Origin of the sequence: Paraburkholderia phenazinium (assembly GCF_900100735.1) — a bacterium.
Taxonomy (GTDB): domain Bacteria; phylum Pseudomonadota; class Gammaproteobacteria; order Burkholderiales; family Burkholderiaceae; genus Paraburkholderia; species Paraburkholderia phenazinia.
In genome coordinates this window covers 1-14926 of sequence record NZ_FNCJ01000043.1, presented here as the reverse complement: position 1 = coordinate 14926, position 14926 = coordinate 1, and the positions used below count along the sequence as shown (strand labels likewise).

11 protein-coding genes are annotated in these 14926 nt (G+C 64.4%); all 11 read left to right on the top strand.

From position 1 onward, the window contains the following. Positions 1 to 1917 (top strand): condensation domain-containing protein (locus BLQ92_RS38945; protein ID WP_244896719.1); only part of this gene is annotated, 1917 nt, incomplete at its 5' end. 204 nt (positions 1918 to 2121) lie between these two features. Further along, complete coding sequence (locus BLQ92_RS38940; RefSeq protein ID WP_090696044.1) at positions 2122 to 4311, top strand: TonB-dependent siderophore receptor; 2190 nt, start codon at positions 2122 to 2124, stop codon at positions 4309 to 4311. Positions 4312 to 4357: 46 nt separating this feature from the next. Continuing rightward, complete coding sequence (locus BLQ92_RS38935; protein ID WP_090696043.1) at positions 4358 to 5296, top strand: ABC transporter substrate-binding protein; 939 nt, start codon at positions 4358 to 4360, stop codon at positions 5294 to 5296. After that, a complete protein-coding gene (fhuB, locus tag BLQ92_RS38930) occupies positions 5293 to 7296 on the top strand; it encodes a Fe(3+)-hydroxamate ABC transporter permease FhuB (RefSeq protein ID WP_090696042.1) in 2004 nt (667 codons plus the stop codon). The genes BLQ92_RS38935 and fhuB overlap by 4 nt, the downstream gene beginning before the upstream one ends. Positions 7297 to 7645: 349 nt before the next feature. Next, complete coding sequence (locus tag BLQ92_RS38925) at positions 7646 to 7939, top strand: TonB-dependent receptor (RefSeq protein WP_244106679.1); 294 nt, start codon at positions 7646 to 7648, stop codon at positions 7937 to 7939. Positions 7940 to 8284: 345 nt separating this feature from the next. Further along, complete coding sequence (locus BLQ92_RS38920; RefSeq protein ID WP_090696040.1) at positions 8285 to 9715, top strand: cupin domain-containing protein; 1431 nt, start codon at positions 8285 to 8287, stop codon at positions 9713 to 9715. A gap of 191 nt (positions 9716 to 9906) precedes the next feature. Next, positions 9907 to 10896 (top strand): YqcI/YcgG family protein, encoded by a 990-nt coding sequence (locus BLQ92_RS38915; RefSeq protein WP_090696039.1) that lies wholly within the window; start codon positions 9907 to 9909, stop codon positions 10894 to 10896. Between the two features lie 154 nt (positions 10897 to 11050). Then, positions 11051 to 11740: a FadR/GntR family transcriptional regulator gene (locus tag BLQ92_RS38910; protein WP_090696038.1), complete on the top strand. Its 690-nt coding sequence runs from the start codon at positions 11051 to 11053 to the stop codon at positions 11738 to 11740. A gap of 204 nt (positions 11741 to 11944) precedes the next feature. After that, the gene (locus BLQ92_RS38905) at positions 11945 to 12883 is read left to right on the top strand and encodes a dihydrodipicolinate synthase family protein (protein ID WP_090696037.1); all 939 of its coding nucleotides are present in this window, start codon (positions 11945 to 11947) and stop codon (positions 12881 to 12883) included. A gap of 403 nt (positions 12884 to 13286) precedes the next feature. Beyond that, positions 13287 to 13580 carry a hypothetical protein gene (locus BLQ92_RS38900; RefSeq protein WP_090696036.1) on the top strand — a complete coding sequence of 98 codons (294 nt, stop codon included), beginning with the start codon at positions 13287 to 13289 and terminating at the stop codon, positions 13578 to 13580. Continuing rightward, positions 13577 to 14926 (top strand): dihydroxy-acid dehydratase (locus BLQ92_RS38895; protein ID WP_090696035.1); only part of this gene is annotated, 1350 nt, incomplete at its 3' end. The genes BLQ92_RS38900 and BLQ92_RS38895, both read left to right, overlap by 4 nt.

The following is a 14926-nucleotide window of genomic DNA, read 5'->3' as shown; positions in this document are numbered from 1 at the left end:
GGCCCACTGTGGCGCGTAGGCCACTTCGAGACGCCGGAGGAAACGCGCCTGCTGATCGCGATCCACCATCTATCAGTGGACGGCGTGTCATGGCGGGTGCTGCTGGAGGAGCTGCAAACAGCCTACGACCAGGCCGAGCGCAGCGAGCCCATCTCGCTGCCCGCACCGTCCATGTCGTGGCGTGCCTGGGTCCGCGCGCTCTATCAATATGCAGAGTCCTCGGAACGCGTCGCCGAACTGGCATGGTGGCAAATCGCACTCGACGCGCCGGCGCTGCGCGCCGGACCGCTGTTCGCGGCACGTATGGCGTATCCCGAGCCGCAAAAGACGTTAGTGAAAAAACTCTCGCCTGAGCTGACCGCCTTCCTGCTGCGCGAAGCGCCGCGCGCGTACCGCATGCGTGTCGACGAAGTACTGCTGGCCGCGCTCGCGCGCGCTGTCGGCGACGCGAGCTCGCGCGACGAACTGCTGGTCGAACTGGAAGGCCATGGCCGCGAGGACGTGATCGACGGCGCGGACCTGAGCCGCACCGTCGGCTGGTTCACGACGCAGTACCCGCTCGCGCTGCCGCGTGGAACGACGCCCGCCGACTCGCTGCTGCGCGTGCGCGAGCGTCTCGCCGGCGTGCCGCAGCGCGGGCTCGGCTGGGGACTGCTCGCCTGCTGCGCCGACGAGGCGAGCCGCTCCACGATTCAGGCACTGCCGGTGCCCGAGATCGGCTTCAATTACCTGGGCCGCTTCGACCAGACCTTCGACAACGCAAGCCGCTTTGGCTTCGCGAGCGAGTCGTCGGGCGACGCGATCGCGCCTCGCGCGCGGCTCCCAGATCGCGCGCTGGACATCAATAGCTGGATTTCAGGCGACGCGCTGTCGCTCAGTTGGGGTTACGCGCCGCAGTTCGTCTCCGAGGCGCTTGCCGAAGATATCGCCGCGGCCTTCGAGCGTGCGCTCGTCGAGTTGCTCGACCATCTGCGCGCCGCCACGCCGCTGCCCGACGCACCGGCACCGCTGCGGGCCGTGCCGGAATCGCTCGAGGCGCTCGCCCGCGACGACGCCGTCGCCGCAAGCTGGACCGCACGCGCCATCTACGAGGCAAGCCTTCCCGTGCCGCCGTTCGACGCGCTTGCAGGCTGGTTCGCGCGTCGCCAGCCAGCCGGCGCGAGCGGTAGCGCAGCCGATGCGCCATCGCCGGCCACACTCCTGCCGGCCGTTCCGCTGAACGCGCTCGGGGCACCCGCCACGCTGTTCTGTCTGCATCCGGGCTACGGCATGGTCGGCGAATACCGGACGCTTGCGCAAGCGCTGAACGGACGCGTGACGTTGATCGCATTACAGGCGCCCGCGGTACGGGGCGAGCCGTGGCAAGGCGACACATTCGAGGCGCTCGCCGCGTACTACGCACGCAGCATCGAAGCGCTGCAGCCAAACGGCGGCTACGCGCTGCTCGGCTGGTCGTTCGGCGGCCGGCTCGCGATCGCCATCGCGGATTATTTCGAGCAGCGTCGCAAGCGTGTCTCATTCGTTGGTATAGCCGACACGGCGACCCATCGCGAGGACGGTCCCGAGTCCGTTGCCGAGAATGGTGGCGCCGCGGAGCCCGAGCTTGCGCTGTTGGAGCAGGCGGGGCCATCGTTGCTGCAACAGGCGCTGGCGGCCGACTCCCTGCACGCGGCGCTGATGGCGCGGCACACGCTGCCGCGCATCGGCGGCGATCTGCATGTGTGGCGCGCGCTGCGCATCGCCGACCCGCGACGCAGGATGGCCTGGGCGGGTCACACGCTCGGACGGTTGCACGAGTTCGACATCGACGCCACTCATTCCAGCATCGTGCATCACCCGGCCTTTGCTGCGCAGCTCATGGCGGTGCTCGGCGAACGCATCGGCGGCACGCCTGAGGCGTTACCAGGCAAGTCCTGAGCGTGTCGGCCTTCGGCCTCCGTTCCGGGCGCGTTCTGCTCGCGCCTGGAACAGAGGTCCTAGCTTACATTCGCAGTAATTTAATGCTGAATGAGATTGATTATTGTTTACATTCGCATCTCGTCTTGAGAGAATCGGCGCACACCAAGACCGGCGGTCGGCCGCCAGCCTTGATTCGGGGATAGAAAAAAGGGACTAACAAAGGTGAAGGTAGAACGAGCAGGGAAGTGCAGTTCTTCGGGGGAGCGCAGCTTGCCGCGCCTGCGCCCAATTCATATTGCATTGATGCTGGGTTTGGCCGGTTTCAGCGCGCATGGACAGGAGTCGCCCGCAGCCGCCTCTGGTACGGACGCTGCAAAGGAGCTGCCAGCAGTCGCGGTGCGCAGTACCGCTGAAGATCCGCAGGGGCCGGGCGTCGGCTACGTCGCGAAACGTTCGAAGACGGGCACCAAGACGGATTCCTCGTTGCTCACGAACCCGCAGAGCGTCTCCGTCGTCACGCGTCAGCAAATGGACGACCAGGGCGTGCAGACAGTCGATCAGGCGTTGCGCTACTCGGCTGGCGTTTATTCGCAGGACGGTACGGACATCCGTTTCGATCAGCTCTACGGTCGTGGCTTCGCGCTCGACTCCTATCTGGATGGCCTGCATCTTTACCAGTCGCCTCGCTTTGCGACGCCGCGTATCGACCCGTATTTCATGGAACGGATGGAAGTGCTGCACGGCCCGGCCTCGGTGCTGTATGGGCAAGGTAGTCCGGGCGGCCTTGTCAACTACGTGAGCAAGCTGCCGACGGAGGAGCCGTACCACGAAGTCATGATGCAGGTCGGCAACCACGACGACTATCAGTTGGGCTTCGACATGAGCGGCCCTGTGGATAAGGACGGCACCGTGCTGTACCGGCTGACGGGTCTCGCCCGCACCGCGGAAACGCAGGTCAGCGAGATCAAGGACCAGCGCCTCGCGATCGCGCCGTCGGTCACGATTCGCCCGAATCGCGACACGACCTTCACGCTGCAAGGCAGCTTCCAGCGCGATCCGAACGGCGGCCTGTTCAATCCTGTTCCTGCTGGCGTCACCCTGTTCAGCAATCCGAACGGTCAGCTCGGACCGGACAAGTATTTCGGCGATCCGAACCGCGACGGCATGCACCGCACGCAGTACTGGTTCGGCTATCAGTTCGATCAGGCGATCAATGACAAGATCAGCGTGTCGCAGAACCTGCGCTACCTGCACATAGATCAGCATTACTATCAGACGTCGGTGACTAGCCCGCTCGCCGCCGACGACAAAACGGTGTCGATGTGGGGCAACGTCGACAACGAGCACTACACGCAGTTTGAAGTCGATACGCACGCGCAGGCAAGGCTGGCGACGGGCCCGGTCCAGCATACCGTGCTGTTCGGTCTCGACTATCAACGCTCGATGCTCGGCGACACGGAAGGCAATTCGGTCCTCGGCAAAGTCAACCTGTACGACCCGAACTTTTCGGCGCTGCCCACGCAGCAGGCCAACACGCGCCTTGATTATTCGTTGAGCACGGTCGGCGTGTATGCGCAGGACGAGGCGCGTTGGCGCAACTGGGTGCTGACGTTTGGTGTTCGCCAGGATTGGACGGGCGGCAACCAGCAGACCACGTTGCTGAGTTCGGGAAGTACCTCGATCTACCACTCGAACAACCACGCATTCACCTGGCGCGCCGGCCTCGCGTATGAGTTCGACAACGGCATCGCGCCGTATGTCAGCTATTCGAAATCGTTCCAGCCCGTGCTCGGCGCCACGTATTCGGGTGCCCCGTTCGCACCGACCACGGGCAAGCAGGTCGAAGCCGGTGTGCGCTACCAGCCGAAGGGGTTCGACGGCTTCTTCTCGCTTGCCGTGTTTGACCTGACGCAGGACAACGTCTCCGTCACCGATCCGTCGCATCCGACCTTCGCGGTGCAGACCGGCCAGATCCGCTCGCGCGGCGTCGAGCTTGAAGGACACGCGAACGTGACCGAGAATGTGAAGCTGATCGCAGCCTACACGTACCTGAATCAGGAGGTGACGAACAGCACGATGATCAACCTCGGCAAGCGACCGCAGATTGCACCGCGCAACACCGCATCGCTGTGGGCAGATTACACGTTCCACAGCGGACCGCTGCGCAACTTCGGCCTGGGCTCGGGCGTGCGTTATATGAGCAGCTCGGCGGGCGATGCGGCCAATACATTCGAGGTGCCGGGTCGTGTACTCGTCGATCTCGGTGCGCATTACGACATCCAGAACTGGCGTCTCGCGCTTAACGTGAACAATCTGTTTAACCGCGAGTACATCTCGTACTGCACGACAGCATCCGTTTGCTACTGGGGTGCGACGCGTACGGTGCTCGGGACGGCGCGCTACCAATGGTGATGCGGATGACGATGGGCTGGGCGGATCGCGTGCGGGACGCGTCGTCATGACGGCTGGCATGCGGTTTAGCAACAGCCGGCGCCACGCGCTCGCAGGGTTGGGCGCGGCGGTGCTTGTCGTCGCGGGCGGCCCGTTGGTGCGCGCGGCGCATGCAGCCGCGCCGGGCGCGGGCTTGGCCGCGCTTCCGGCTGCGCGCGTCGTCGTGCTCGACTGGCCGCTGACGGAAGTCGTGCTGTCGCTCGGCGTGGTGCCCGTGGGCGTTTCGCGTCCACCGTGGTATGCGAAGCTCGACGGCAATCCGCCGCTGCCGCCTTCGGTCGTCGATACCGGCCTGCTGTACCAGCCGAACTTCGAGGTGCTGGCGGCGCTCAAGCCCGATCTCATCGTCATCACGCCGTGGCACGCGCCGCTGCGTGCCTTGCTCGAACGGATCGCACCGACGCTGACGGTGCAACTGTTCGGCCCAGGCATTGACGTCTATCCAGCAGTGCACGCCGCAACCCGCAAGCTGGCCGATGCTCTCGGCCGCGTTGCCGCGGCCGATGCGCTGTTCGCGCGCGCCGACGCGCAGCTTGCCGACGCGTCCACGCGTCTTGCGGGCTTCCGCGCCATAGGGCGTCCCGTTTACCTAATTCGTCCGATCGACGACCGGCACATTGCGGTGTTCGGCAAGAACAGCCTGTTCGGCGGTGTGCTTGGCGCGCTCGGCATCGACAACGCGTGGCAGGACTTCGCCGATCCGCAAGGCATGACGGAAGCGGATCTCGGCGCGCTGGCGAAACATGCCGACGCGCAGGCCGTCACGATCGGCGTGCCGCCCGCCGTCGCCGCCCAACTCGCGCGCAGCCCGTTGTGGCGCGCGCTGCCGTTCGTCAAACAGAACCGCGTGCAGCATATCGACCCGCTGCCGCAGCTCGGCGGCGTCGTCGCGTCGATGCGCTTCGCCAGTCAGCTCGCGCAGGCGCTGCAGGGAGTCACCACTTGAACCGCTCGACGGCAACCACCGCCGCTGCCACCACCGCCGCGCCTCGCGCATGGCGGCTACCCACGTTGCTGCTGATGCTGGCCGCGTGGCTCGTCTATCACACGCTGTCGGCGCGGCTCCCCGTTGCGCAATGGCCGGGCGTCTTGCTGTCCGGCGCCGACGCGACGCTGCCGCAGCTCGTCGTGCGCTATGGCTGGCTGCCGCGCCTTGCCATTTCGCTGCTAGCCGGCGCGGCGTTGTCGCTCGCCGGTGTCGTGTTCCAGCAGGTGCTGCGCAATCCGCTCGCAGAACCGCTCACGCTCGGCGTATCGTCGGGCGCGTATCTCGCGCTGACGATTGCCGCAGTGGTCGCGCCCGCGCTCGTCGCCGACATGCGCTTCACGGTCGCGCTGGCCGGCGCCGCGCTGGCGATGCTCGCGACGATGGCGATGACCTGGCGCAAGGGCTTCGCCGCCGTCTCCATCGTGCTGGCCGGCATGATCGTGAATCTGTACTGCGGCGCACTATCTGTACTGCTGACGATCGTCTTCGAGCGTTCGCTCGCGTCCGTGTTCATCTGGGGCGGCGGGTCGCTGGTACAGAACGGCTGGGCGAGCGTCGCCTGGCTGCTGCCGCGTGTGATTGCCTGCGCAATCGCCACGGCGCTGCTGGTGCGGCCGCTGACGCTGTTTTCGCTCGACGACCGCAGCGCGACCCAACTCGGCATGTCGCTCGCATGGGCGCGGCCCGTCGCGCTTGGCATCGCAGTGATTCTGAGTGCGTTTGTGGCGAGCGCGGTCGGCGTGATCGGCTTTATCGGACTGGGCGGCCCGGTACTCGCACGCCTGATGGGCGCTCGGCGGCTGCGCGATCAATTGCTGTGGGCGCCGCTGGTTGGCGCGCTGTTGCTCGCGATCGCGGACCAGGCCGTGCAGAGTCTGCCCAGCGTGCTTGGCGAGCTTCTGCCGACCGGCGCTGCGGTGGCGCTCGCCGGTGGGCCGCTGTTGCTGTGGATGCTGCGCCGCATACATATCGACGCGCCGCGTCCGGCGTCGGCGGAAAGCGAGCCGCCGCGTCGCGCATTGCTCATGCCTGCGCTGCTGTGCGGCGGGCTGCTTGTCGCCGGGGTCGTCGTCTCGCTGCGCTTTTCGGACACGCTGCATGGCTGGCAATGGACGGACGCCGTGCAATGGAGCGAAGTGTGGTTCTGGCGTGTGCCGCGGCTCGTCGCATCGCTGGGCGCCGGCGTGATAGTCGCGCTCGCCGGGACGATCCTGCAGCGGGTCACGGGCAATCCGATGGCGAGCCCGGACCTGCTCGGCGTGAGTGGCGGCGCGATGCTCGGCATGCTGGTCGCCGCCGTCATGGCGACGGCGCCTTCCGCGCCCGTGCTGCTGGCGGGTTCCTCTGCCGGAGCGCTGATCTGTCTGTTAACGATTGTCGCGCTGGGCCGTCGCAGCGGTTTCGCGCCGGAGCACGTCTTGCTTGCGGGCATCGCGATCAGCGCGTTCTCGCAAGCGGTGGTCATGCTTGCGACTGCGAGCGGCGGCGCCTACGCCAATATGCTGCGCCCGCTGCTGTACGGCTCGACCTACGTGATCCTGCCCGCAACGGCGATCGCCGTCGGCATCTGCACGGCCGTTGCCGTGCTGGCCTCGTATCTCGGCGCGCGCTGGCTGGATATCCTGCCGCTTGGTGCGAACGTCGCGAACGCACTCGGCGTCGGCGCACAACGTGCGCGGCTGATGCTGCTGGTGGTTGCTGCGATCCTGACAGCGGGCGCGACGATCGTGATCGGTCCGATGTCGTTCGTTGGCCTGATGGCGCCGCATCTCGCACGCCTCCTCGGTTTTCCGCGCGCCCGTTCGCAGATGCTCGTTGCGGCGTTGATCGGCGGCTTGCTGATGGTGCTGTCGGACTGGCTAGGACGCAATATGATCTTTCCGCAACAGATGCCGGCGGGGGTGATCGCGACGCTGGTGGGCGGGCCTTATTTGATGTGGCTGTTGCGTCGCCAATGATCTGACATAAATGCATTGCAAATAAGAATCATTATCGAATAACATCCTGTTCGCTATAACGAGATAAGTGGCTGGAGCCTGTCCGCACCACTTATCGGCTGCGCGAAAGCGGCCTGTTGCGGTTCGCGGTACCGGGGGAAGTGCAAAACCGCGATTCACCTTCGCTACGAATACATCAGTCTGACACACCTCGTTAGGACTCCAGTTCAATGGAACGACGGATGGGTGTCTTCACGCTGAGAATTTGCCTGTCACGATGAAAGTAACCATGGACCTTTGCCGCATGCGGCAAGCCAGCACTCGCTCTTGGACGACCAGAACATGACGAGGATTCAGGACGTGTTGCTGTGTGTCACGGGTGTTTAAGCTCTGGACGACCTACCGGCTCATGCAAGGCTTCCTGAACGGCGTGACGATTGGTGGCGGGATGCTGGCGCAGAGCTGGATCACGCGCGGCATCGAGCAGGGCGGCTACGCAATCTTCAATGCACAGGTGGGCTATCGCTTCACCAAGCATCTCGATGCCTCGCTGACGCTGAACAACATGTTCAACCGCGAGTACTACATCCGTCCGCCTGGCAACTTTTTCAGCGAGTTCGGCGACCGGCGCAACGTGATGTTGACGCTGCGTTCCGCTTTCTAGGCGGAGCTGGTTATGGCGTGCGCATGCGGGTCGTGCATATGCCTGTTGCATGAGATGCGCGGCCCGCCTCACGGCATGACCACGTGTCAGTCTCGCGGCGATGCACTAGCCGCGCCCGTGTGGAGACGGAAAGGAGCCGCCCCGTAAGCGGGTTGGCTGGAAACAGCTTGACAAGCAAGGGCATCATGTCTAATTTAATATAAATGGTAATCATTCTCATTTGTATTCTAGATGTTGAGCGAGTACTGCGGCCGCGTTGCGCCGGCCGCACGTGAAGCGCGCTCTGCACACCGTGCCGACTTTGTCGCGCCGCCTACTCCCGAGTCATTCACAGGAACTATTGCCATGACGCAAGCCACGCCTTTGCTATTCGACTTTGCGCCGTTTGCCGGAAAAAGCGAACACTATGTAGAACTGATCAAGCAGTTCGCTGCTGCGCACTCGTTTCGCAGCGCCACGGTCAGCGAACTGCTGCTCGACGACGACTATCACCGGCGCCCGCTGCGCCCGGAGGACTTCGAGTTTCTGAAGTTCGCCAAGCCGGTGCGTCAGCATAACGTGAGTCGTCTGCCGTCGCTGGCCTCGAACCGCACGTTGCTGTCGATCTACGAACTGGGCATCGCGCGCCTGCCGCGCAGCGCCGAAGCAGCGGAATGGCAGCATTTCAGCGAGTTCTACCGCGACGACGTGCAGGTACGCGGCGCGCAACTCGCACCGTTTCTCGAAGCCTATGCGTTCGAGTATCTCGCTGAAGACCAGCCGATCGAAACGGATGCCGCTGCGGCAAGCGCACGTCTCGCACGGATCGTCGACGACGAAACCGCTTTCTGGAGCGAGACCTTCGAGCGGCTGATGCGCAACGACTACCTCGACGAAGGGCTGCGCTTCATCATGGTCCAGCGTTGGGCGCTTGCGCCCTCGAAACGGCGCGCGTTGGCGCGGGCCACCGCGAGCGGTCTGTTCGACATGCTGCCGGCGGAACTGCGGCCGACGCTCGAAGGCGATCTCCCGGACGACGCACTGCTGCAGCGCATGGCTGGCGCCTGCGGCGTCACGCGCCAGCAGCATGCGTACTGGCAGTTCTACCTGCCCACCAGCATGGCGAAGTGCAATCTGCTGTACGCGCTGGCGCGCCGGCCGGATCGTGCGTTCGCGCTCGTCGGCGCGGCCTTCGCGGCGCAAGCCGAGTGGCTCGCCTTCGGTCTCGCGCTCGAGCGGGCCTGCGCCCATCTGCAACCGGCCGGCCGCCGCCGTGGCGACGCGACCGAGCGTAAGGCAGAACTGGTGGAGCGCTTCACGCTGGCCTTGCAAGGCATCGAGCGCGAATACGGCGTCGCGGCCTTCGCCCAGGCGGTGCAGGGCGCCGCAGCCGGCGAGCGGCTTGCCGAGCGCGCTCGCTGGGACCTCGGCGAGCAGCTGCTGTGGCTCTCGTCGATTCGCCGTTACGTGGAATTCGCTCATCGCATCAGCACGCGTATCGACGCGGAGTGCCCCGGCATCGATCGCGAGACCTTCGTCGAACCCCATGAAATGTGTTCGACCACGCACGTGCACAACGATCACCGGCTCGTGACGATCCAGGAGGGCGAGATGCTGTTCTGGGGCAACGTCGGCATGCAGTTGAAGATGAACCAGGGTGATATGGTGCTGATCCCCGATGGGCGCCTGCATGGCTCGACCGTCGTCTCCGGCGAGTGCACCTATCACCAGCCGATCATCCCGGACGAATGGGTCCAGGCGCTGGTCGCCGAGCTGGACGCGACGGCCGAGGCCTGAGCATGGCGCGGCCGCTGCACGAGTCTGTGCCGATCGTGCGGCGGCCGTCCTCCTTGATGCTGGAACGCCCGCAATAAGGGCGCCGGTTTCCCCCGCAAACAGATATCGCAGTTGCCGCACGCCCGCGAGGGTGTGTGCCGGCCCGCTCGCCGCTGCGCGGTGCAGATGTGTGACGAACAAGGACATTGAAGATGCGATCAAACGAGGGAACCGTGGATGATGTCGTGCAGCTTGCTGCAGCGGCTGCATCGAACCTGCACGAGGCAACGCAGCCTCACGACGGGTTCGATCCCGGCGACTGGAAAAGCCGGATCATTGCCGGTCGCGCTACCGGCGCAGCGGCGAATCCGCCTGCGTGGCTCGACGCGTCGTACGACACGATGCGCATGCACGTGATGGATCCAGCCTATCCGTGCTTCTTCGGCACGATGGCCGAAAAGCGCGGCGAGATGTTCTATTCGTTTGTGAACGGCAAGGACATCTGCGATTTGCCCGCGACCATGCAGACGTTCGCGGAACTGGTGTCGCTGCCGCAATACCGCAAGAACAACATCGCAGTGTTCTTCGAACCCGATGCGCAACCGCTCACGCATGAGGCGTATCACGACTGCTTCTGGAGCATCCTGCAGCATCTGCATGACGTCGATCCCGATCCGCAAGCCGATGCTCAACCGGAGCCGTCGCATGAGGACTGGGAGTTCTCGTTTGCCGGCGTCGAGACGTTCGTGGTCTGCGCGTGCCCGTCGTTCCGCCTGCGGCATAGCCGCAATCTCGGACCCGGCATGGTGCTGCTGTTCCAGCCGCGCAGCGTGTTTGTCGACACGATCACCAACAAGGTGATCGGGCGCGAAGCGCGCAATCAGGTGCGCAAGCGCCTTGAAACATGGGACGAAATCCCTGCGCATCCCGATCTCGGCTTTTACGGCGACCCCGGTAACCTCGAGTGGAAGCAGTACTTTCTCGATGACGCCAACCTGCCGGTCGACGACCGTTGCCCGTTTCTCAAGCGGCAACGCGAGAAGGCGGCGCCTGCCCACGACAGCCATACGCATTGGCATCCGCGCGCACCGGCGACGCCGGAGAGTCTGTTCGCGCCGCATGTGACTCGCCATGGCACGGAACACCGGCACCAGACCGAAGCCGAGCACGAACGCGAGCATCGCGAGCACGGCGAAGAGTAAGCCACATTGGAGGCGCGCTGCCGCGACGGAGGTGCAGTAGGGGACAGGCGCTCACGCGCCATCCCCGGCTTAACTTGTTTACCACTATGCGCTTTGGGCAAAAGTGGTCGTACAATTGTCTCTTAGTGTGACAACTTAAGCCTATGCCTCCGTCATGTTCGAATACAAGTCGCCCGGCATGCCGGGACGGGTCTATAGCGATATCCTGAACCGCATCATCGATGGCGAGTATCGCGAAGGGGATCGGCTGCCGAGCGAGCACACGCTGGCCGAGCGCTTCGAAACCTCGCGCCCGACCGTGCGCGAAGCGCTGGCGCAGTTGCGCGCGGACGGCATCATTGCGACCCGGCAAGGTTCCGGCACCACCGTCAGACGGCGGCCCGACCCGGATCTGAGGCGCTTCGCGCCGCTGGAGACCTTGTCGGATATCCGGCGTTGCTATGAATTTCGCCTGATGACAGAAGTGGGCGGCGCCTCGCTCGCCGCCCAGAAGGCCGATGAGGCCGATCTCGAGGCGATCCAGCACGCCTGGGAGAATCTCCAGCAGGTCATCTGCAGCGAGGGAATCGGCGCGCGGGATGATTTCGCATTTCATCTGGCTGTGGCGCGGGCGTCGAAGAATCAGTTCTTCATCACCGCCCTGTCTTTCATTCACGAGCAGGTCGAAGTCAGCATGAACCTGTCGCGCAAGCTGTCGCTGGTGAAGTCGATCGAGCGCCAGCAGTGTGTCCAGCAGGAACATCTCGCTGTGCTCGAGGCCATCCGGCGGCGCGATTCGCATGGCGCGGAACAGGCGATGCGGACCCATCTGGGCAACGCGATGGAGCGCATGGTCGGCGCATAGGTTATCTGGCTCTGCGAGCCGGGTGCCGGGTGCCGGGTGCCGTGTGCCTGGCCCCGGGCACCGCCCGGGGGCTTGGCTCTGCAACACGGGTTTTACCATCGGAAGTGGGATTTTTGGTGATTTGTCATGTTGTTTGACAACATGGCGAGGGCAGTGCTACCGTTCAGCCTGTCCGTTATCCACTCCATTCCGATAAGAGACCCCATGAACGTGTCCCCCATCGTCGAGAGCGAATTTGCTTCGACCGTCATGGCTGTGCCGCCCCTGGCGCGCCGTGCCGACCTGTCGCTCGACGCAAGCGAAAACCGGAAGCTGATCCGCCACATCGAGGCGGGCGGGGTTCGCACGCTGCTGTACGGCGGCAACGCGAACCTTTATCACGTGGCCGTGAGCGAGTACCGCGAACTGCTCGACATGCTCGCCGAGAGCGCGGGCGCGGATACGCGGGTGATCCCGGCGATTGGCCCGGATTACGGCAAGATGCTCGATCAGGCGCGCATCCTCGCACAGACCTCGTACCGCACGGCGATGGTGTTGCCGCTCGCCGGATTTACCACCTCCGAAGGCGTCGAGGCTGGCCTCACGCGGATCGCGGATGCGGCCGGCATCCCGCTCACGCTGTATATCAAGAGCGAGAACTACGTCGATGTCGATACGCTGGCGCGGTTGGTCGACCGCGGCACGCTGATCGCGGTCAAGTACGCGATCGTGCGCGAGAATCCTGCGGAAGACGCCTATCTGCGACGCCTGTTGCAAAGCGTCAACCCGGCGCGCGTGGTCTCCGGCATGGGCGAGCGCCCGGCGCTCATCCATGTGCGCGACTTCGGCCTGGCTTCGTGGACCACCGGTTCGGGTTGCATCGCCTCGCACGCGGTGACCGCGCTGCTGCGCGCTGCGAAGGAGTCGCGCGACGCCGACGCGCAGCGGATCTACGACTCGTTCATGCCGCTCGAAACGCTACGCGACGACATTTCGTTGATTCGCGTTTTGCACGATGCGGTCACGTTCTCGGGCATCGCCGATATGGGCGCGATTCTGCCGCTGCTGAGCCGCACGCCGCAGGAACATCACGCAGCCGTCAATGCCGCGACTCAGGCGTTGCTGGCGTTCGAGCGCAGCCTTGTGGCGACAGCGCTGGCGTAAGCCGTCGCGGGCCTGGTCGCTTGAATCGCAACACCGTAACACCCATCGCGGCATGAGATTGGCTGGGAGCGCGTCCGCTGTGCGGCGCGCTTTCGTCCTGCGCAACGGCCGGCGGATCCGTCGCTGACGCACATTTGTCTTACCAGTGGCGTGTTTGCCACTAAATGTTAAACGTTGGCGGAGATGACACATACGGGTTTTCCTGATCATTCAATGTAAAAACAATAAAAACAATGGTTTGCGGAGGATTGGTTCAAAAACCTGGGTTGGCTTGGTCTGCGTAGTTGCTTGACATCATTGGTAGTGGTTCGGTATGTTCGCTCAATCGGACCGCCTCGCGCGGAAATCTGACGCGACGTTTGTCGTGCGGATTGTCCAAATAACAAGATTGTGAGGAGACAGGATGTTCGATTCGGAGTGGTTGTCAGTCAAATTTTCAGGTGCATCGATTGCACCCGGCGTCGACGCGGCCACCGCTGCGAGCGTGGTGCAACCCATGCTCCGCAATACGAACAACCTCACGCGCAATCACTGCCTCACACGGGAAAGCAGCGTCGCATCCAGGTCGCGATGCGCGGGCCTGCTCTCCAATATCAAGTACACCCAGGCACCGGCGTCGCACCTGTTCAGGTCACCGCGCATGTCCCGTTGCGGCGAACGCTGTGCCGACTCAGTTTTCTGGAGTAATGCGAAGTGAGCATCAAGAGAAAGACCCCTGAAGAATTGCGCAGCCACCGCTGGTATGGGGTGAACGACCTGCGTTCGTTCGGCCACCGTTCGCGCACGGCGCAGATGGGCTATAGCCGCGAGGAGTATGCGGGCAAGCCTGTGATCGCGATCCTGAACACGTGGAGCGAGATGAACCCCTGCCACACGCACTTCAAGCAGCGTGTCGAGGAAGTCAAGCGGGGCATCTGGCAGGCGGGCGGCTTCCCGATCGAACTGCCGGTGCAGACGCTCTCGGAGCCGTTCCAGAAACCCACCACGATGCTCTACCGCAACTTCCTCGCAATGGAAGCGGAGGAAACGCTGCGCTCGTATCCGGCGGACGGTGTGGTGCTGATGGGCGGTTGCGACAAGACCACGCCCGCGCTGCTGATGGGCGCGATCTCGATGGACCTGCCGACCATCTTCCTGCCCGCCGGTCCGATGCTGAGCGGCAACTGGAACGGCGCGACGCTCGGCTCCGGCTCGGACACCTGGAAATACTGGGCCGACCTGCGCGCGGGCAAGATTACCGAGCAGGACTGGCAGGGCGTGGAAGGCGGCATCGCACGCTCGCCAGGCCACTGCATGACGATGGGCACGGCCTCGACCATGACGAGCGCGGCCGAAGCGCTGGGCTTCACGCTGCCGGGCTTTGCCTCGATTCCGGCACCCGATTCGCGTCACGCGCAGATGTCGGCAAAGACGGGTATGCGGATTGTCGAGATGGTGTGGGAAGACCTGAAGCCGTCCGACATCATCACGGCCGCCTCGATCGACAACGCGGTGACCACGTGCCTCGCGCTCTCGGGTTCGACCAACGCGATCGTGCACATGATTGCGCTGGCGCGCCGCGCCGGTATCGACCTGACGCTCACCCGCTACGACGATATCTCGCGTCATACACCGGTGCTGGCGAACATCCGCCCGACCGGTTCGTACCTGATGGAAGACTTCTACTACGCAGGCGGCCTGCAGGCGATGCTGGGCGAACTCGGCGAGCTGATCGACGGTTCGCAGAAGACGGTGAACGGCCGCACGCTTGGCGAGAACCTCGAAGGCGCAAAAATCTTCAATGACGACGTGATCCGCCGCCGTGCCACGCCGCTGTTGCCCAACAATGGCCTCGCTGTCCTGCGCGGCAATATCGCGCCGGACGGTGCGGTGATCAAGCCGGGTGCAGCCGATCCGAAGCTGCATGTGCATACCGGCCGCGCCGTAGTGTTCAAGGACTACAACGACATGGCCGCGCGCATCGACGACGACGCGCTCGATATCGACGAAACCTGTGTGATCGTGCTGCAGCACGCGGGTCCGGTAGGCGCGCCGGGCATGCCG

Excerpts from the sequence above, each read along its gene's own strand:
- BLQ92_RS38920 (WP_090696040.1), top strand. The coding sequence starts at position 8,285 with ATGACGCAAGCCACGCCTTTGCTATTCGACTTTGCGCCGTTTGCCGGA.
- BLQ92_RS38910 (WP_090696038.1), top strand. The coding sequence starts at position 11,051 with ATGTTCGAATACAAGTCGCCCGGCATGCCGGGACGGGTCTATAGCGAT.
- BLQ92_RS38905 (WP_090696037.1), top strand. The coding sequence starts at position 11,945 with ATGAACGTGTCCCCCATCGTCGAGAGCGAATTTGCTTCGACCGTCATG.
- BLQ92_RS38935 (WP_090696043.1), top strand. The coding sequence starts at position 4,358 with ATGACGGCTGGCATGCGGTTTAGCAACAGCCGGCGCCACGCGCTCGCA.
- BLQ92_RS38915 (WP_090696039.1), top strand. The coding sequence starts at position 9,907 with ATGCGATCAAACGAGGGAACCGTGGATGATGTCGTGCAGCTTGCTGCA.
- BLQ92_RS38900 (WP_090696036.1), top strand. The coding sequence starts at position 13,287 with ATGTTCGATTCGGAGTGGTTGTCAGTCAAATTTTCAGGTGCATCGATT.